Raw genomic sequence first — 19,776 nt, forward strand, 5'->3', positions numbered from 1 at the left:
CACCCCCTTCCATTAAACTTTCATTTTTGGATCTAACGCATCACGTAATCCATCTCCTAAAAGGTTAATACCAAGAACTGTTAATAAAATACAGATTCCTGAAAATGTCGCCATTTGAGGATTTAATACTAAAAAATCTTTACCATCTTTTAAAATACTACCCCACGAAGCTGTTGGCGGTTGAACTCCTAATCCTAAAAAGCTCAGTGCCGCCTCCGAAATAATAGCGCCCGCTGTACTCATCGTTCCATAAACAATTAAAGGAGCTAAACAGTTCGGTAATATATGGCTAAAAATAATTCGACTATGTGTAGCACCTAGAGAATGCGTCACTTCGATGAATTCTTCTTCTTTTACACTTAAAACCTGACCACGAACAAGTCTTGCGAACCCTGGAATGTTGGCAACACCAATAGCAACAATAACGTTGACAAGTCCTTGCCCTAATACCGTCATTAGTGTAATAGCAAGTAAAATGAATGGGAATGCAAAAAGACCATCCATCGTACGCATAATGATCGAATCAATGCGACCACCGAAATACCCTGCCACTAACCCTAATAATGTTCCAAACACAGCTCCAAATAGCACCGCTGCAATGCCGACAATCATCGATATTTGTGTACCGTAAACTAAACGACTAAACAAATCACGTCCATAATTATCCGTTCCTAGCAAATGCCCTTCTGTGTTCATTGGTAAAAATGATTTGCCAACGATCATTTCATTTGGTGGATGGGTAGCAATCAATGGTGCAAAAATTGCAACAATGGCCATCAAGGTGACAATGACTAACCCAATTGTCGCTAATTTATTTTTTAGCAACTTGCGCAACAACGTATTTCTTTTTCTTGTTTCATTGACGATTGCTTGAGTCATTGTTATTTTTTCCCTCCATCCGATTCTAAATTGACCTTAGGATTGACAACTTTATAAAGCACGTCCACTACTAAGTTAACAAGTACAAAGATAAATGCGATGAAAATAACAGTACCTTGTACAACAACAAAATCACGTTTATCAATGGCATCTACAATTAGTCGCCCCATTCCAGGCCAACTAAAAATCGTTTCTGTTAAAACCGCTCCCCCCAGTAAATTGGATATCTGCATCCCTAATACCGTTAAAATAGGTGTTAGCGCATTTTTAAAGGCATGTTTACCAATCACTAAATATTCTTTAATGCCTTTAGAACGAGCTGTTTTAATATAATCTTGCGAAATAACCTCTAACATGCTTGAACGGGTAATCCGTGCAAATGTCGCCATTGGAATCGTTGCTAATGCAAATGCTGGCAAAATTAAATGTTTCAAATAGGTCCATAGACCATCACTGATGTTGCCCATTCCAGTGGCTGGGAACCAACCAAGATTGACACTAAAGAATAAAACAAGCATGATCCCCAACCAAAAAATAGGCATAGATACACCAACTAATGATACAAGCATGACAATATAATCAATGATTGTATTTTGCTTTCTAGCAGCTAATATTCCTGCTGGGATACCGACCACAACCGCTATAAACAAGGCTGCCAATGCTAGTATCACTGTGTTAGGGAATCTTTCTATAATAAGCCCGATGACAGACTCACTATAAGAATAGGAATATCCTAAATTTAACTGTGCTAAGTCTCCTACATATGAAATAAATTGCGAAGGCATTGATTTATTTAATCCTAGCTCTTCTCTTAAATTCTCTACATCTTCCACACTGGCTTGTGGCCCAAGCATTACTGAAGCTGGGTCACCTGGAATCATTCGCGTAATAATGAAGACGATGATTCCTACTACTAGCAGTGTCGGGATAAGGTTGACTAACCTTTTTAAAATAAATGAGCCCATCTTATTAAGACCTCCTTTTCATTATTAGAATCAGTGGTTCATATTGTGAATAACCACATACTACACCATGTGATAATTATTTGTAAATATATTTTTCTGAATTTTTTTAATTTTATATTTACTTTCTGTTTACAAATGTGCTAATTTTAATTCGAACCTATCATTTTTGAATCAACGGTTCATATTGTGAAACAAAATAAAGGAGGCTTATGCAGATGAAGAAGATAAACGTAAAAAAACCTTTACTACTACTCTTTTTAACTTTATTAATTGGTGTTTTAGCAGCTTGTGGTGGGAACACAGAAAAAAGTAATTCTTCAAATGAAAAAGATGGAGAAGTCACTTCAGGTGGCAAATTAAATATTGGTCTTTCAGCCAATGCCAAAACATTTGACCCTATCAAATATACAGGGGTTTATGAATCGCAAGTTATGCGTCAAATGGGTGATACTTTAGTTGTTTATAACAAAGATCTATCAGATATCATCCCCTCTTTAGCAACAGAATGGAAAGTGTCAGATGATATGTTAGTCTATACGTTCAAATTACGTGAGGGTGTGAAATTCCAAAAGGGGCAATACCAGGATGGCCGTGAAATGACAGCGGAAGATGTGAAATATTCTTTAGAGCGCTCCGCCAAAGAATCCGCTATGAATCGTTTAAGTGGTGTGACAGAAGTTAAAGTGTTGTCAGATTATGAAATAGAAATTCACTTAACTACACCGAATGCTGCCCTTCTTGCTATGCTAACGGATGCAGGAAATATCATTATTCCAAAAGAAGAGGTTGAAGGCTGGGGCGATAACTTCTCAGAACACTTCATTGGTACAGGCCCATTCCAGTTAACAGAATGGAAAAAAGACCAAGAAGTAAAACTAGTTCGCCATGACAATTATTGGGGTGAAAAACCTCACGTTGATAATTTATCCATGAAGTTTATCTCCGATCAAAATATGATGACAAATGCATTACGTTCTGGTGACATAGATATTGCTATGGATGTCAAAGGCCAAAACAGAGAAATTATTAACCAAGATAGCAACCTTGAGCTTTTAACGAATCCAGGTTTATCTATTGTTTATCTTGACCTTAACAACAAAGTTGGTCCGACTGCTGACAAACGTGTTCGCGAGGCACTTTATATGGCAACAAATGTTGAGGAAATCATTTCTGGTGTTAACCAATGGGGTGGCGGTGATGTTTCTTATTTACCATTACCACCAGGTTCATGGGGATATGATAAATCATTAGTTGATTTAGTACCAAAATATAATCCAGAAGAAGCAAAAAAATTGCTAGCAGAGGCTGGTTATCCTGATGGCTTCAAAACAGAGATTTATGTATCAGAAGCACGTGTGCCTTACGCAACGATTTTCCAAAGTCAATTAAAGAAAAACTTAAACATTGATGTGGAAATTAAAGTGCTTGAATGGGGTACTTACAGTGATACTGTTGCAAAAGGGAACGCTCCAATGAATATTGGTGGCTGGACTTGGTATCCAGATCCTTATTTCTTCCTATATCAATTATTCCACACAAATCAAATCGGTGCGTTAGGTAATGGTAAAGGCTATAGCAACCCAGAGGTAGATAAATTATTAGAACGTGCCGTATCTGAAACAGTGGTACAGGAAGAACGTGCTAAATTATACCAAGAAGCATTAAAACTGATTTTAGCAGATGTTCCGCGTATTGAATTAGAAGCAACACAAACCGTTGCAGGTGTAAACAAAAAAGTACAGGGCTTTGAGGTTTCTACTGACAACTCCGTACAAATTGTACATCCAAACGGTACGAACGTATCCATTTCTAAATAATTAACTGGAAAAGTGGAGATGCTTGTCTCCGCTTTTCTCTTCATAAGGAGAGATCTAATTCCATGACTCGATATATAAATGGACTTGTTTTTAACTCTGAGACACGTAGCTTTAACAAACAGTCATTTCAAGTACAGGGGCAATACTTTGCTCCATCTTCTACAACGTCTGAAATAGACATCGATTTAGATGGCTATTATATTACACCTGGCCTTATCGACAGTTGTTCACAAATTGGCTTAGCTGAAATAGGGATTCGTTGGGAGGGAGATGATAGCTATGAATTTGACTCACATCTGGACTATTCTGTAGTTGATGGCATTTATCCATTCGATGCTGCCTTTCAAAAAGCTATCTCCCATGGGGTGACAGCCTCTCATATCGTTCCCTCCCCTAAAAGCTTGGTCGGTGCAAAAACAGCTATTATTCATCATACACATACAACGGTTGATGAAATGGTCATTGCCAAAGATATTGCTTATTCCTTCTCCATTGGACACCAAGCAAAAAGCACTTTTTTCGCTGAAAGGAGAAAGCCACTAACCCGTATGGGGATTGCCAAAATTTTAAGAGAAACATTGCAACAGATTCAGCAACAAGAACCTTTAATTAAGAAAATTGTCATACGGGCACATAAAGCTGTGGATCTTGAATTCATTGACCGTCTTCAACAAGAGTTTAAGTCTACTTTTGATTTTCATATTATTCACGGCACTGAAGTTTCACTGCTTCAAGGGACATCCTTCAATACGGTCATTGCTGGCCCAACGTTTCGATATATCGAGCATAACGAGATGATGGCATTATCACCAAAACTATACCGCCAGTTGTCCCAACAACATACTCCGTTTGTTTTTTGTACGGATCATCCTGTTAGTAGCACCTCTCACCTAACATTAGAAGGTTGCTTAGCTGTAAGAGAAGGGCTGACACGTCAGGATGTTCTGTATGCACTAACAACAGGAGCTGCTAATTTCCTTGGAATCGCTCATAAAACTGGCACTATTCGTGATGGCCTTCTAGCTGATTTTGTCATATGGGATAAGCATCCATTAAATTTAGATGCACAGGTTGTAGCTACTTTTATTAAAGGAACAAAAGTTTATGCAAGGGAAGAAGGGTTCTCAGAATGATTATTTATCATCATGCAAAGTTTCTCACAGTCAATGAACAAAATGATATTTTTGAACAGTTATGGATCGAAGATGGGCGTATAGTCTATGTCGGTCCAGCCAAAGATTATCCTCCTCAAGCAGAGTTAGTCGATCTTCAGGGAGCTTATGTCACACCAGGCTTAATTGATATTCACGCCCATGTTGGGACATGGGCAGAGGTTACTGAAGACATTAATGATGCTAATGAATATAGCGAGCCCTTTACACCTCTTATGCATGCTCTAGATAGTGTAGATATCCGACACTTTTCCTTCCAACATGCGTTAGAAGGCGGTGTGACGACTGTACAAACTGGTCCAGGTAGTGCCAATGTCATTGGGGGCATTTGGAGTATTCTTAAAACAGCAGGGCCCACTCTTCCCTCTCGTGTTTTAGTAGAACGAAGCGGCTTAAAGGGCGCGTTAGGAGAAAATCCAAAGAATGTTTTTGGCAATCAATACAAACGAAAGCCAATGACTCGCATGGCCATTGCCCAGCTTTTACGTGATGGTTTCCAACGTGCAAGTCAACTGAATGAACAACAACGGGCTGAGCAAATTAAACAAAATTCAGAGTTGCGTCCATTCATTGAAGTGCTACGAGGTGACATGCCCCTTCGCCTTCATTGTCACAGAGCAGATGACATTATGACAGCTATAAGAATTGCTAAAGAATTTAATGTGAAGCTCCATTTAGAGCATTGCACAGAAGGCTATTTAATAGTCGATGCGGTAAAAAACAGTGGCTTTCATGCGACACTTGGGCCCTATATGTTAACGCCATCTAAATATGAAACACGTAATTCTACACCAGCGATTGCAGCCATTTTTAAAGAGCATAATATCCCATTTGCCATCATGACAGACCATCCATTCGTACCAATTCAGTACTTAAAATATTGTGCTACTGAAGCTATTCGCTATGGTTTAGATGAGGACACCGCCTTAAAAAGTATTACAATAAATGCTGCTAAGCTCGTACAGCTAGATCACCGCATTGGCAGCCTTGAGGAAGGCAAGGATGCTGATTTTGTTGTTTGGTCACACCCTATTTTTGAAACAGAAGCAAAGGTCTTACAAACGTATGTCAATGGACAAAAATATTACGAAGCGGAGTGAGCTTATTGAAACATTCAAAAATTGCCGTAGTCACAATTGGTCAAGCGCCTCGCAAAGATATGGCGGAGGATATTCAGCAATTAAGAGCATCTGGTTTACATGTTCATGAGTTTGGCGTACTGGATTCACTCTCTCCAGCCGAAATCGCTTCCCTTTCACCCTCTAGTGAAGACACAGATGTTTTAGTGACACTTTTGACAAATGGACAACAAGTCAAGCTAAGTAAACAAAAGCTGATGCCCTATATTCAGACATGCATTGATGATTTACATGAATTCACTTGGGTTTTGCTTATGTGTACAGGAGATTTTACGAATAAGCTGTCATGTAAAAACCTGTTACTACCTGATCGCATGATGACAAATTTAGTGAAAGGGTTACAAACAGAATTAGCACTTGGTTTAATAGGCCCTGAGCCTGAGCAACAACAAACTGTTGCGGAGAAATGGCAAAGTGCACAGTTCGTTGTCACCTTTTCAGCTAGCTCACCCTATCAGTTCAATGCACAACATTTATTAGCAAAAGCACAGCTATTAGAATATCAAGGAGCTGATTTGCTCATTCTTGATTGTATGGGTTATTCCACAACAATGAAAAACATGATTAAAGATCAACTCACTATTCCCGTCATTGTTCCTAGAGAAGCAGTATTTACGGTTTTAAAGGCCATTTGTTAATGGTAAAAAAGGTGATGTCAACAGTAGAAACAACCATTTTGAAAGGCGAGGGTTGATTTCCGTTCCGCCAGCGTCCCTTCCAGGGAATGCCCGATGAGCCGCTTCACTCACAGGGTCTCATCAACCATGTGGAGAAGTGATGAGTGACAGCACCCCTCCATAAAGAGTAGTGAATACCCTCACTTTATTTGAAAACCTTGCTAAAAAGAAATATTTTTATGGATTGGAAGGCTAGTAGACTCCTGTGGGCGAGCGTCCCTACACGAAGCGGCTCGCCAACAGGAAAGCCCATGGAAATCCATTTTCACCTTTAACATAAATTCTATGGATGGTTTTGTTTTTCAACACTATGAAAAAGGGCACTGCCGATGCAGTGCCCTTTTCCCGTTCCACTAGACACGTTTATTGAAATAAGGAAGCTGCTCAACAAATGCCTTTGTGTCATCATCCCCATATTCATGAACGAGTGCATAAATTTTCATTAATCGCTTATCGATTTCATCATTTTCCCTGTCTAAGTGATACTGTATATACGGTAATTGTGCACGCCAAGCATTTGAAATTTCTAGCAGCTGCATTTGCTGAAAGATTCTCTCAAATACATCTAATGCCTGTCGATCTACATTCAGTTCAAAATTCCACGGCCCAGCATAAGGATTTGTATAATAGGTTCTATTGGCAAGTGAAAAATATACGCGCTGACGATCCATCTTTATGATTCACTCCTTTTTCCATAGTATGGAGAGAACGGAGTTGTTTTATTCGCTTTAATGTCAAACTTCCTTCACAATTAATAGAACCACATAATTTATAATAGGTATGATGAACAAAGAACGGAGTGAATACTATGAGTTTAACTACGCTCTTAATAGTCGCAGTTATCATTGTTATCTTTATCACTATTGCGACGATTATCAGTGTCAACCGTGCCTATGCCTTTAAACATACTATTGATGAAAAACCACAGCAAAGCTATCATCAAGAGGATAACTAATCATAATTTATTGAATTTGGAGTGAAAGCAATGGGTGTACCTTTACCAATTATCATTATGATTGCCATGATGATGCTAATGTTTGGTCTTTCTGTCATTATTATTTTGAAGAAAAAAAATCATATCTTTACACAAACTATTGATCCGAAGCCTGAACAAATGACGTCTCAGCAAGAGGAAGAACAACGATGAAATACCCCTTTATTTGGCTCATTCAGTTTTATAGAAAATTCATTTCACCTATGACGCCACCAACTTGCCGTTTCCATCCTACTTGTTCTTCTTACGGGCTGGAAGCTTTTCAAAAGCATGGAGCATTGAAAGGCTCCATCTTAACCATTACACGTATATCGAAGTGTCATCCGTTTCATCCTGGTGGCTTTGATCCTGTGCCTGAAAAATGGCCTTCGAAAAAGAATTAACTTTCGGAGGGCATTTTTTTCTTGTACTTTTTTAAGTTGTGCGTTATTATAATAACTGTTCTAAAAAATAAATCGTAATGATTACTATTTAAGAGAGGTATCTGATTATATGAAAAAATTGTATTTATTATTGTTAGTCGCAGTCCTTGCCTTATTCACTGCTGCTTGTGGAGACAAATCTTCCACTTCCCAAAAGTCTGATGACAAGGATACGTTAAGCATCTATACAACGGTTTATCCGTTAAGCTATTTTGCACAGCGCATTGGTGGCGATTTTGTTGAAGTATCTTCTATTTACCCAGCTGGTGCGAACGAGCATACATTTGAACCCACTCAAAAAGATATGATGAAATTAGCAGATGCAAATATCTTCTTCTATATTGGCTTAGGACTGGAAGGCTTTGTCGAAAACGCTAAAAAGACTTTAGCAAACGAAGATGTCACGATGGTGGCAACTGCTGACACAGTTTCAGATGAAAAATTAGCTATCAGCACAGGTCATGTTCATGCAGAAGATGAGCATGACGAGCATAATCACGCTGCCACAGAGGAAGAGCACGATCATGAGCACGATCACGCTGCCACAGAGGGAGAGCACGATCATGAAGCTGATGAGCACGGACATGATGAGCATGAACATGGCGATATCGACCCACATGTTTGGTTATCTCCTACAATTAGTCAGGATTTAGCACTTGCTATTAAAAATACACTAGTTGAAAAAATGCCTGCTCAAGAATCGACTTTTAATGAGAATTATGAAGCACTAGTAAAAGAACTGCAGGATTTGGATAATGACTTCAAAGCAATGGCTGACAAAGCACCAAATAAAACATTCTTTGTATCACATGCTGCCTTTGGCTATATTGCAGGTCAATATGGTTTTACACAAGTGCCAATTGCCGGCTTAAATTCACAAAATGAGCCATCTCAAAAAGAATTAACAAAAATCGTTGATAAAGCAAATGAATTGCATATTCACTATATTTTATTTGAACAAAATGTTTCTTCTAAATTAGCAGAGGTTATTCAAAAAGAAGTTGGCGCAGAATCTCTTGTCCTGCATAATTTAAGTGTATTAACAGCTGACGATGAAAAAAATAAAGAAACCTACTTCACCTTGATGCAAAAAAATATTCAAACACTAGAAAAAGCGTTAAACGCACATTAATCAAGTAAGAGCCAATAAGTAGAGATTAAGCCAGTGTAAACCAACATATTATGAGTAAGGAGGTGCCCCGACGAATGGGACACCTCCTTTATTATGACGTATTTTTCTTGTGGCATGCGTTTCCCCGTTCGATAAAAAGATGGTCGGCATTTTGTTGTTTTTAGTTCCTTATCCTGCATCACTTTTGGCTGAATCGCAATAAAAACGGACATACTTCCCACTAACATTGGTGTCCATTCAGTAAAGTCAAACTGAACTAAAGTGTTTGGATCATTTGTTTTTTGTGCAATAAGCTTTGTCGGCTGTTCCACTAATTGTTGTACTGAAAGCTTATTTTCTCCAATAATAGAGATTCCTTTATTTTCAGTAAAGCTAGCTTGTAAAGGCATTGTTACACTCTGTATTTTCGTTTCTTCTAGCATCTCCGTATACTTCTCGCTTGTTGCAGCAGGAAAACTTGCGTAGTCCCAAGTATGATCCTGTGCTAATTGACGATCCGACACTAAAAAATATTGATAGCGTACTTCTCCCTTACGATCCGGCAATGGATCATCCCAAGTGACATCAATATGATACCAATCACGATCCAACTTTACTAATACCCAGGCATGGAGCTGTTCACCCACTTTTCCTGGCACATATTGTACCTCAAAGCCCAACATTTCTAACATTCGATAAAGCACTAAAGCATATGCCTGACAAACTCCCTTATTTTCTGTTAGTAACGTGTAAGGGGAATATTGACTTCCTTCTGTTTCTTTGGAGTATTCAGCAGTTAAAACAATAAAATCATGTGCAGCCTGCAGTTTTTCTATGTCACTTAATCCATGCATGGGTGCAATAATATTCGCCAAAGTTTGCCCTACAAATGCTTCCTCTGCTGGGGAAATATGATAGGTAAAGGCAAATGCAATGACAATATTATTGTTATAACCATCGTACTTCCATTTAAAGCTAGAAATATTAGTATAAATATAAGAGTTTTGAATCGCAGTTTTTGTAATGTCTGTTAGTCCATCTTTTATTTCAGTTATGTCACCAGTATAGCGAATGGAAAATTCCGAAGATAGCTGCGTAACTTCTTTATTAATGAGAGATTGTAGTGTTTCAATTGAATGAGCAGTTGCTACATTATCTTTTTCATCGTTTGCAAATACTTGCACATGACTCATTTGTAGAACAAATACTATAATGACAACATTATATATATATTTCCTCATATGAGTCATTCTCCTTTACTAACTAGTTTATGCCTCTCATTTTTTATTATGTTAATGAATGATTAATTTCATGCTAAAAGTGCGAATAAAAAAGAAGCCTTCATTTTAAGAAGACTTCTTTCACAAATTTTTTATTGTAATAATTTTCGTCTCAGCAATTTATCCGCACCATTTCGCGGAAGACTGTCTGTAATAATAATTTCTTTAGGTACTTTATATTTAGCAAGTTTCTGTAAACAAAAGGCTTGGAGCTGCTCAACAGATGCCTGCTCATGTAACACGATAAAGGCAATCGGAACCTGTCCCCATTGCTCATCTGCCACACCACATACCCCCGCTTCTTTGACAGCAGGATGTGTGAGTAACACATTTTCTATTTCTGCAGGATAAATATTTTCTCCCCCTGAAATAATTAAATCTGCTCTACGATCAATGACGAATAAATAACCTTCCTTATCCATATAACCAATATCACCCGTATGCAACCAGCCATCCATCGTTGCATCTTTTTGTGCAAAACGTCCAATATAGCCAGGAGTAACATGAGGCCCTCGAATACAAATTTCTCCCTCACCTTTCGCATTGGGCTGCGCAATCTTTATTTGATTAAAAAATAAAGGCTTGCCAGCAGAACCAATTTTTCGCATGGCATCTTCACTTGCCAATGTAGCTGTTTGTGAGGAAGTTTCTGTCATGCCATAGGTTTGCGCGACAGCTAAGTTTAACGCATGTGCTCTCACTAAATAATCAACGGGCACTGGCCCACCTCCAGCTAACATCAACTTAAAGTGCGGCGAAGCTTTCGCATTATGCTGCTCTAACGTATGTAGAATCCGTTCCAATGTCACTGCTACAACAGACATATGAGTTACTTCCCCAGCTATAATATGTTGTGAGATAGCCTCTACATCAAATTGATCGTATAAAACAACCTGATTGCCATACAGCAGTGAACGTACTAATATTGAAAATCCACTAATATGGAATAATGGTACAGCACATAACCAAACATCATGAGCCTGTAGTCCAATGTTTAAAACAGAGGCAGTCGCACTCGTCTGATGATTCCCAACCGTTTGGCGAACTCCCTTTGGAAAGCCAGTAGTACCCGATGTATACATGATCGTTGTAGTTTGATGTAAAGGCCACTCCTTTTCAATATCTACGGTGCGCTCAACCCCCTCTTCAATCGTTGAAAATAAATGATGACCTGTTTCAGGTGGCAACTTTTCTATATCCTCATCTGCAATCAACACGCACACCGCTCCTGAATCCTCTAGCTGATAAGCCAGTTCATCCTGTGATAGTCTACGATTAAGCATCACCATCTCACATTGTAAATGCATACAAGCATACATCACAATAACTAGTTCAGGCTTACTTGGTCCCATAATCGCAATTCGGTCTCCCCGTTGAATACCGAGTGCCACTAATTGTCGGGCACGTTTTATAGATAAATCCTGTAGTTCCTGAAAAGTCCAGCTTTGTTTTTTATAAGCCAATGCCTTCCGTAATGGTGTTAAATAGGCTCGTTGTAAAATCCAATTTGGATACATCTTTGTCACTCCAATCACCCTACATCTTAACGCTTTCCCATCAACTTTGTCTATTAGTCGATGGTCTTTCTCGCCCTTTTGTATGTCTATCTGTTCCGCTAATCGCTCTATCCTTCTCTCTTTTTCAAAGTACTACTCTATCCCTCACATCTTGAATTCTATCCACCACTTTTGATGTTTTATCAACCTCTTTTTGCATTTTATCCTCCAATTTGAGCGCTCTATCCTTCTCTCTTTTTCAAAGTACTGCTCTATCCCCCACACCTTGAGTTCTATCCAACACTTTTGATGTTTTATCAACCTCTTTTTGCATTTTATCATCCAATTTTGAGCGCTCTATCCTTCTCTCTTTTTCAAAGTACTACTCTATCCCTCACACCTTGAGTTCTATCCAACACTTTTGATGTTTTATCAACCTCTTTTTGTATTTTATCCTCCAATTTGAGCGTTCTATCCATCTCTTTTTCAAAGTACTACTCTATCCCCCACATTTTGAGTTCTATCCAACACTTTGTGCATTTTATCCACCATTTTGAGCGTTCTATCCACCTCTCTTTTTCAAAGTACTACTCTATCCCTCACATTTTGAGTTCTATCCAACACTTTGTGCATTTTATCCACCATTTTGAGCGTTCTATCCACCTCTCTTTTTCAAAGTACTACTCTATCCCTCACATTTTGAGTTCTATCCAACACTTTGTGCATTTTATCCACCAATTTTGAGCGTTGTTCTATCCATCTCTCTTTTTCAAAGTACTACTCTATCCCTCACATTTTGAGCTTTATCCAACACTTTTGGCATTTTATCATCCAATTTGAGCGTTCTATCCACCACACTCCTCCTGCATGCATACAAAAAGCTCGTATCTCCAAAAAGATACGAGCTTTACACCCTTTCATCATCAAGGGAATCTTGGGAATTGACCAAAGTCTGGTTGACGTTTTTCTTTGAATGCGTCGCGACCTTCTTTTGCTTCATCTGTAGTGTAATAAAGAAGTGTAGCGTCACCAGCCATTTGTTGAAGACCTGCTAAGCCGTCAGTATCTGCATTCATCGCTGCTTTTAAGAAGCGTAGTGCAGTTGGTGACATTTGTAGCATTTCTTCACACCATTGAACGGTTTCATCTTCTAATTGCTCATAAGGAACAACTGTATTGACTAAGCCCATATCAAGTGCTTGTTGTGCATCGTATTGACGGCAAAGGTACCAAATTTCACGTGCCTTTTTATGTCCAATAATACGAGCAAGATAGCCTGAGCCGTAACCAGCATCAAATGAACCTACTTTTGGTCCAGTTTGTCCAAAACGGGCATTGTCAGCAGCAATTGTTAAGTCACAGACAACATGTAAAACATGTCCTCCACCAATTGCATAGCCTGCAACCATTGCCACTACAGGTTTTGGAATTACACGAATTAAACGTTGTAAATCAAGAACGTTTAGACGTGGGATTTCATCATCGCCTACGTAGCCACCATGACCGCGAACTTTTTGATCTCCGCCTGAGCAGAAAGCATGTTCACCTTCACCAGTTAAAATAATCACACCGATATTTTTGTCATCGCGTGCACGTGAGAATGCGTCAATCATTTCCATTACCGTTTTCGGGCGGAATGCATTGCGCACTTCTGGACGGTTAATCGTAATTTTTGCGATACCGTTATAGAATTCATACTTAATGTCTTCATAAGTATGTAATGTAGTCCATTGACGTGTCATTGAATTGCCTCCTATATCAATAAATTCGTCTCGTTACTAGCGAGGCGCTAACGTAACAGTATATTACGTTAAATACTCCTCTACTATTGTAGCAAATTCAGCGGGATTTTCCACATGAATTGCATGTCCAGCGTCATTTACTGTAAGATGGCTAACAGTATTTAATAGCGCTTTCATTTCTAGTGCAATTTTACAAAATTTCTCATCCAATGAACCAGTAATGAGTAGTACAGGTATTTCCACTTGCGCTAGGCTCTCCCAATTTGAAGGCTGAACACCTGTTCCAATACCTCTCAGGCTTCCAGCCAGTCCCTCTTCTTTCTGAGAAAGTCTTTCTGCTCGAATGGTTTCTCGTACGCTTCTAGGAAGACGATGCTGTGTTGCAAAAAGAGGTATGTTCTCCCAAGCATGGACAAATGATTGTAACCCATTTGCCATTATTTTTTGTGCCAGTACTTCATCTCGCTCACAGCGTTCCTTTCGTTCTTCTGCTGTTCGTAAACCTGGAGAAGCACTTTCTAAGATAAGCTGTTGAATATGGCCTGGGTGTGCAATAGCATACGATAAGGCAATTCTTCCTCCCATTGAGTAACCTAACAACGTAAATTTCTCTAGATGAAGCTGGCAAAATAATTCTTCTAAATCTTGTAATTGTTCCTCCATGGAGAAACGCTGTATATCCTCTGGAATAGCTGTTTGACCATGACCAATTAAATCAATGGCAATAACACGAACATTAGGTAGAGCTTGCGCTAGATCGTGCCATGTAGCCGTGCTGCCTGTAAATCCATGTAACGCAACAAGTGTATGTTCACTATTGTCATTCCATATTTCAATATGTGTTTCAAGTCCTCGAATCATGCATTTTGTCATGCTTTTAGCTCCGCATTAATTCGATTCCATAGCGCTCGATGAGCATTAACATTTTCGGTTCTATCGGTAAATATTTCAACCAAACGTAAAGGATGATGTTGCTTTGTTGAAAATTTCTCTGAAAGCTCGGAGATTGTTTCCACACGCACATAGTCCATCTCATACATATGGGCAATGTCACGGAATTCAAGTGCAGTCGGTGTGCCAAATAAATCTTCATAATGATCTTCGACAGTTGACTGTGGTAAATAAGAAAAAATACCGCCACCATCATTATTCATGACAAGAATGGTTAAGTTACACTTCTGATATCTGGAGGCAATCAATCCATTTACATCATGTAAAAAGGCTAAATCCCCAATCAGCAAATAGGTTGCTCGTTTATTTCCTTGACTGAAGCCCATCGCGGTTGATACTACGCCATCGATTCCATTCGTGCCTCGATTGGCAAAAATACGCAAATCTTTCGGTGTGGCCAATAAAAATGTATCGATATCACGCACTGGCATACTGCTACTAACGAAGATATCACTACCGTCAGGAATCATTTTAAGTAAACGGCTAACTATAGCGCCTTCATCTTTCTCTACTTCTGAATACTGCTCAATAGAAATGGATGCCAGCTCATTCGCATTTTGCCATTTGGCTAAGTATGTTTCTTCAAGGGCTGTATCATTGATAGCTAATTGTGTCAGCCACTGACCGATAGTAGCATGAATAAAATGCGTAGATACGCCCGTAGCATCTCTAAACATAGGATCTTCATCAATAATCACATAAGCGTTTGGCTGTGATTTTGTGATGAATTGCATAATAAATTTTGAGACAGGTTGGGCCCCAATACGTAATACTGTATCTGGTTGAACAAGTGCTTTAAAATCCTCGCTTTTCATAATGGCATCATAGGTTGTTACGATATATGGTAAACAATCCTCTGGTACAGATGCACGCATATTCGATAAGCTTTCAACAAGGACTGGCCACTTGAGCTGACGGACAAATTCCCAAACGATGGATAAGTCCGTGCCAAGCGCTAATTCCCCAATTATAATAAAGCCTCTTTTAGTCAATTGTAGTATAGAGGAAAGCTCCTGCTGATTAGCCAACGTTGGGGTTAGTTGTCCCATGCTGCTATGTTTGAATGTTACTGTTGGCAGTTCATGCTGTAAATCAATTAATAATGGTTCGCGGAAAGGTACATTAATATGTACTGGTCCAAATGGTGCACTTGTGGCAATCGCTACCGCACGAGCAAGGTGACGCTCAATCAAAGGTAATGTCGGATCAGCCCCATCTGCTAACGGAAAATCTACACTCCATTTCACATGTGAACCATATAAATTAAGCTGATTGATAGCCTGTGGTGCACCTACCTCACGTAATTCATGAGGGCGATCTGCCGTTAAGACAATCAATGGAACTCGTGCATAGCTTGCCTCTACAATTGCAGGAAAATAGTTTGCTGCTGCTGTACCAGATGTACATAAGAGGACAACAGGCTTTGCAGTAGCCTTAGCCAGGCCTAACGCAAAAAATGCAGCTGAGCGTTCATCTACTTGACGATACATGTTTACTTCTTTCGTTGAAGCAACTGCATAGGCAAGAGGAGTGGAACGTGAGCCTGGACTGACGACAACATTTTCTACACCGGCTTGTACTAACGATGCAACCATTTTATAAACATAATCTGTTAATCTTTTTCGTTCACTCATGTAATCGTCCCCCTAGCGCACGAAGCATTGGACGGAATTTCACTAATGTTTCTTCATATTCAGATTGTGGTTCTGAATCTGCTACGATCCCTCCACCTGCATATAAATAAGCTTTATCACTTAGTAACGCAGCTGAACGTATCGCAACTGCAAATTCACCATTCCCTTCAGCGTCTAGCCATCCAATTGGCGCGGCATATAGACCACGATTCATCGGCTCATACTTACGAATGGCTGCCAATGCTTCTTTGCGTGGTACACCACCTAAAGCTGGTGTAGGATGTAATGATTTTGTCAATTGTAAAATTGTAGCATTCTGATTTAATTGACCTTCTACAGGTGTATATAGATGTTGAATATCACGAATTTTTAATAGGCGTGGTCTATCTGGCACTGTCATGTCCACGCAATTTTTACGGAAAGTATCCACAATCATATCGACAACATATTGATGTTCACCACTATTTTTCGGATCATTTAATAAACTTTGTCCATAAGTCTCATCTTCCTCTGCCGTCTTGCCTCGTTTAATCGAGCCAGCAATGCAAGAAGAAAACGCACGACCCTTTTCTACTTTTACAAGGCGTTCAGGTGATGCACCAAAAAACAATAAATCTTTATGCTCTAAACCGAATAAATAGCTTTCTGGCTGCTCATGAATAATTTGAGAGAGTACTTGTGGTGCAGATACATCCTCTTTAAATTGCAATGCAAGTGAGCGTGCAATAACTACTTTATCCGCTTTTTTCTGTTTGATTAATGCTGTCACTTGGTCAATCGAGGCTAAATAAGGTTCCTTATAGGGTTCGAAATAATTTGTGATATCAGGTTTTGTATACGTTTTCACTTCTTTAACCTGGGCTGCATGAATTAAATGATCTCGCTCTTTTCTCAATACTTCTAGCTGATCTTCAGCCTGATGATTTTGTGTCAACAGATGAATACTCACGTATGCTTTATCATCACGAATCACAAGTTGAAATGTTGCTAATGCAAAATAAGCCTCAGGAAAATCCGTCCATTCTCCATCAACATTATTTTGCGGATCAAATGTAAAACCACCAAACAAAATAGGCTGTAACTCACTTTGTCCTTTTGGACAGTTTTTCGTTAAGTTTTTCCATTCTGCTTCCACAGCATCGAAACGTTCATGTTGAGCATTGTTTTGAATAGTATGAGCATGTCCTAGCCCAACTAATGTCATTGTTTTTTCTCTATTTTGCCAATAAAATCGTTCACCTTTATAACACTCTTCGCCTGCTGCATAGAACGCCAGTGCAGATAAGCGACTTACTTCAATTGTTTCCATATAAAAATGAAGGCTTTGGCCCAAAGAGTCCACTTCTACCTCTGTGGATTGGTACCACTTCTGTTGCATGAAAATTACCTCCGTTGCTGCAATGTTCATAATCAATGATGATTAAAATACATCATTTTTTTGGTTGGCAACACTGTTATTCGTACTGTTGCTAATCATTCTTATTTATTTTCAGTTCATAAATGCATGTTCTATTGTATCATTTTTTTTCATTAAACAGTATGTAATAAGCTGTGAACCTACCCATTTTCTCATTCTTCGTTTAAAATAAGAAGAGTCGACAACATTTGAAGGAGAGAAAGACCTTATGACCAAAGTCATTGAAGCTGATAGGGGTTTGAAAGTTTGGTGGCATTTAACACGTCCACATACTTTAACCGCTTCATTTGTTCCCGTATTTCTTGGGACAGCAATTGCTCTAGCAATTGAAAAAGAAACAATTGATTTTGGACTATTTTTTGCTATGCTCATTGCAAGTATGCTTATTCAAGCAGCAACGAATATGTTCAATGAATATTATGATTACAAATTAGGATTAGATAACGAGCATTCTGTGGGAATTGGCGGAACGATTGTCCGTCATGGTGTACAGCCGAAAACAATTATGTTGATTGCGTTAAGCTTCTATGCCATTGCTATGCTTCTTGGCATTTACATATGTGCCTCAACATCTTGGTGGTTAGCAGCTGTAGGGCTTGTTTGTATGCTTATTGGTTTCTTATATACAGGTGGACCTTATCCAATCGCCTATTCCCCATTTGGAGAAATTGTTTCTGGGGCAGTAATGGGCATGGGCATTGTGTTAATCGCCTTCTATATTCAAACGCTTACAGTGACACTCGATGCTGTATTGCTGTCTGTGCCAAGCATGATTTTAGTCGGTGCTATTATGTTATCGAACAATATCCGTGATATTGTTGGCGATACAGAAGGTGGACGAAAAACATTGGCTATTTTAGTAGGACGCGATAATGCGATTTCTGTGTTATCTGGCTTTTTTATCGTCTCGTATTTATGGGTAATCGCCCTTGTAGCAGTTGATGGCATTACTTTTTGGGCATTAATTATTTTCCTAAGTATTCCAAAACCATTACGTGCTATTCAAATTTTCCGAGACAAAAAAGAAGCTAAAGAAGTAATGCCTGCGATGAAATATACAGCACAAACGAATACATTCTTCGGCTTCCTATTAGGAATCGGTTTATTAATTTATTATTTCTTTTATTAAAAATGCGGCAGCCTTAACGGGTTGCTGCTTTTTTTATATAACGTCTGAAATTTTGACTTGCGATACCATGCACTTCTTCGGCTGAAAAACGTGAGCGTAGTGCCTCTACTAAATTTTGTGCTTCTCCTGCATGCGCTAAGCCTTTGACAGTCCTATCAATCCCATCGAAATCTGAACCTAATCCTATGTGCTCGACACCTACTAATTTTGCTAAATGCTCCACATGATCCACTAAATGTTCTAGTGTTGCATCTTTACCAATGAAGGGTGGGAAGTAAACTACATGGATATGTCCCCCATGTTCTACAAGCGCCTTTGCTTGAGCATCCGTTAAATTACGTGGGTGGTCACATAGTGTACGTGCATTACTATGACTTGCAAGAATATGCTTCGCTAAAGGCAACACGTCCCAAAAGCTTTGTTCATTCAGATGAGAGACATCAATAATAATATCTCGCTCATTTAGTAATTGTATAACTTCTTGACCAAACGGCTTCAATCCTAAACTTGCATCCTGTTCAGCTCCATGTGCAACAGCATTTTCTTCATTCCATGTTAAGCCTACTAATTTTACACCAGCATCTAGTACGGCTGTCAGTTTTGCTAAATCATCACCAATGGCATTGCAGCCCTCTAAGCTTAAAATAGCTCCTATCTCATGTGGAGCTATTCGGTCTAACTGCGCCCAATCTGTTATATGCACCATGCCCTCTGTTTGTAAAACATGGGTATGAAATGCTTCAATTTGGCGCATGACCTCAAGAAATTGCAGATTTTGTGGGATTTCTGGGTCAATAAAGATGGCGAATACTTGAGCCTCTATTTGCCCTAATTGCAGTCTTTTTTGATTGGTATGAAGACGCTCATCCTCTGCAAAATTTGCCGTTTCAAGAGTTGTTAATTTTAAAAGCGCATCACAATGTAAATCAATAATCTTCATATCCTCACCTC

19 protein-coding genes are annotated in these 19,776 nt (G+C 39.0%); 9 read left to right on the forward strand and 10 right to left on the reverse strand.

All coding sequences use genetic code 11. The features are described 5' to 3' along the window. Nucleotides 1–12: 12 nt before the first annotated feature. Complete coding sequence (locus MHI22_RS10600; RefSeq protein ID WP_058845041.1) at nucleotides 13–879, reverse strand: ABC transporter permease; 867 nt, start codon at nucleotides 877–879, stop codon at nucleotides 13–15. A gap of 2 nt (nucleotides 880–881) precedes the next feature. Next, entirely contained in the window at nucleotides 882–1,844 is a 963-nt protein-coding gene (locus MHI22_RS10605; RefSeq protein ID WP_036118726.1) for an ABC transporter permease, read from the reverse strand. 215 nt (nucleotides 1,845–2,059) lie between these two features. Between MHI22_RS10605 and MHI22_RS10610 the strand changes: the two genes are divergently transcribed. The 4 genes from MHI22_RS10610 (at nucleotide 2,060) to MHI22_RS10625 (ending at nucleotide 6,610) form a co-directional block, all read left to right on the forward strand. Continuing rightward, entirely contained in the window at nucleotides 2,060–3,661 is a 1,602-nt protein-coding gene (locus tag MHI22_RS10610) for an ABC transporter substrate-binding protein (protein WP_089934507.1), read from the forward strand. Nucleotides 3,662–3,723: 62 nt separating this feature from the next. Next, the gene (locus MHI22_RS10615) at nucleotides 3,724–4,794 is read left to right on the forward strand and encodes an amidohydrolase family protein (protein ID WP_340811921.1); all 1,071 of its coding nucleotides are present in this window, start codon (nucleotides 3,724–3,726) and stop codon (nucleotides 4,792–4,794) included. Then, nucleotides 4,791–5,933 carry an amidohydrolase gene (locus tag MHI22_RS10620; protein ID WP_058845038.1) on the forward strand — a complete coding sequence of 381 codons (1,143 nt, stop codon included), beginning with the start codon at nucleotides 4,791–4,793 and terminating at the stop codon, nucleotides 5,931–5,933. The genes MHI22_RS10615 and MHI22_RS10620 overlap by 4 nt, the downstream gene beginning before the upstream one ends. Next, a complete protein-coding gene (locus tag MHI22_RS10625; protein WP_249645902.1) occupies nucleotides 5,930–6,610 on the forward strand; it encodes an AroM family protein in 681 nt (226 codons plus the stop codon). Before MHI22_RS10620 ends, MHI22_RS10625 begins: the two co-directional genes overlap by 4 nt. 392 nt (nucleotides 6,611–7,002) lie before the next feature. Here MHI22_RS10625 and MHI22_RS10630 read toward each other — a convergent pair whose 3' ends face one another. Continuing rightward, entirely contained in the window at nucleotides 7,003–7,320 is a 318-nt protein-coding gene (locus MHI22_RS10630) for a hypothetical protein (RefSeq protein ID WP_016992524.1), read from the reverse strand. Between the two features lie 137 nt (nucleotides 7,321–7,457). Here MHI22_RS10630 and ytzI point away from each other — a divergent pair, with 137 nt between their 5' ends. From ytzI to MHI22_RS10650, 4 genes are all read left to right on the forward strand, one after another. After that, a complete protein-coding gene (gene ytzI / locus MHI22_RS10635) occupies nucleotides 7,458–7,604 on the forward strand; it encodes a YtzI protein (protein WP_094029263.1) in 147 nt (48 codons plus the stop codon). A gap of 30 nt (nucleotides 7,605–7,634) precedes the next feature. Then, nucleotides 7,635–7,796 (forward strand): hypothetical protein, encoded by a 162-nt coding sequence (locus tag MHI22_RS10640; protein ID WP_180957787.1) that lies wholly within the window; start codon nucleotides 7,635–7,637, stop codon nucleotides 7,794–7,796. Continuing rightward, a complete protein-coding gene (yidD, locus tag MHI22_RS10645; protein WP_036123166.1) occupies nucleotides 7,793–8,026 on the forward strand; it encodes a membrane protein insertion efficiency factor YidD in 234 nt (77 codons plus the stop codon). Before MHI22_RS10640 ends, yidD begins: the two co-directional genes overlap by 4 nt. A gap of 109 nt (nucleotides 8,027–8,135) precedes the next feature. After that, nucleotides 8,136–9,197, forward strand: a complete 1,062-nt coding sequence (locus tag MHI22_RS10650) for a metal ABC transporter solute-binding protein, Zn/Mn family (protein ID WP_089934515.1) — start codon at nucleotides 8,136–8,138, stop codon at nucleotides 9,195–9,197. Here the strand turns inward: MHI22_RS10650 and MHI22_RS10655 are convergent. The 6 genes from MHI22_RS10655 to MHI22_RS10680 form a co-directional block, all read right to left on the reverse strand. Beyond that, on the reverse strand, nucleotides 9,194–10,417 hold the full coding sequence (locus MHI22_RS10655) for a transglutaminase domain-containing protein (RefSeq protein ID WP_340811930.1): 1,224 nt from the start codon (nucleotides 10,415–10,417) through the stop codon (nucleotides 9,194–9,196). The two genes, MHI22_RS10650 and MHI22_RS10655, sit on opposite strands and share 4 nt — an antisense overlap. A gap of 131 nt (nucleotides 10,418–10,548) precedes the next feature. Next, nucleotides 10,549–11,973, reverse strand: a complete 1,425-nt coding sequence (locus tag MHI22_RS10660; protein WP_340811931.1) for an o-succinylbenzoate--CoA ligase — start codon at nucleotides 11,971–11,973, stop codon at nucleotides 10,549–10,551. 902 nt (nucleotides 11,974–12,875) lie between these two features. Then, complete coding sequence (gene menB / locus MHI22_RS10665) at nucleotides 12,876–13,694, reverse strand: 1,4-dihydroxy-2-naphthoyl-CoA synthase (protein WP_036123154.1); 819 nt, start codon at nucleotides 13,692–13,694, stop codon at nucleotides 12,876–12,878. Between the two features lie 63 nt (nucleotides 13,695–13,757). Then, nucleotides 13,758–14,567 carry a 2-succinyl-6-hydroxy-2,4-cyclohexadiene-1-carboxylate synthase gene (gene menH / locus MHI22_RS10670; protein ID WP_089934524.1) on the reverse strand — a complete coding sequence of 270 codons (810 nt, stop codon included), beginning with the start codon at nucleotides 14,565–14,567 and terminating at the stop codon, nucleotides 13,758–13,760. Continuing rightward, complete coding sequence (gene menD / locus MHI22_RS10675) at nucleotides 14,564–16,279, reverse strand: 2-succinyl-5-enolpyruvyl-6-hydroxy-3-cyclohexene-1-carboxylic-acid synthase (RefSeq protein WP_271910756.1); 1,716 nt, start codon at nucleotides 16,277–16,279, stop codon at nucleotides 14,564–14,566. Before menD ends, menH begins: the two co-directional genes overlap by 4 nt. Continuing rightward, the gene (locus MHI22_RS10680; protein ID WP_340811933.1) at nucleotides 16,272–17,657 is read right to left on the reverse strand and encodes an isochorismate synthase; all 1,386 of its coding nucleotides are present in this window, start codon (nucleotides 17,655–17,657) and stop codon (nucleotides 16,272–16,274) included. Before MHI22_RS10680 ends, menD begins: the two co-directional genes overlap by 8 nt. Before the next feature lie 247 nt (nucleotides 17,658–17,904). Between MHI22_RS10680 and MHI22_RS10685 the strand changes: the two genes are divergently transcribed. Then, a complete protein-coding gene (locus MHI22_RS10685) occupies nucleotides 17,905–18,825 on the forward strand; it encodes a 1,4-dihydroxy-2-naphthoate polyprenyltransferase (protein ID WP_036123142.1) in 921 nt (306 codons plus the stop codon). Between the two features lie 13 nt (nucleotides 18,826–18,838). Here MHI22_RS10685 and MHI22_RS10690 read toward each other — a convergent pair whose 3' ends face one another. Then, nucleotides 18,839–19,765 carry a dipeptidase gene (locus tag MHI22_RS10690; RefSeq protein WP_089934526.1) on the reverse strand — a complete coding sequence of 309 codons (927 nt, stop codon included), beginning with the start codon at nucleotides 19,763–19,765 and terminating at the stop codon, nucleotides 18,839–18,841. Between the last annotated feature and the right edge of the window lie 11 nt (nucleotides 19,766–19,776).

Origin of the sequence: Lysinibacillus sp. FSL L8-0312 (genome assembly GCF_038003285.1) — a bacterium.
Lineage (GTDB): Bacteria > Bacillota > Bacilli > Bacillales_A > Planococcaceae > Lysinibacillus > Lysinibacillus fusiformis_D.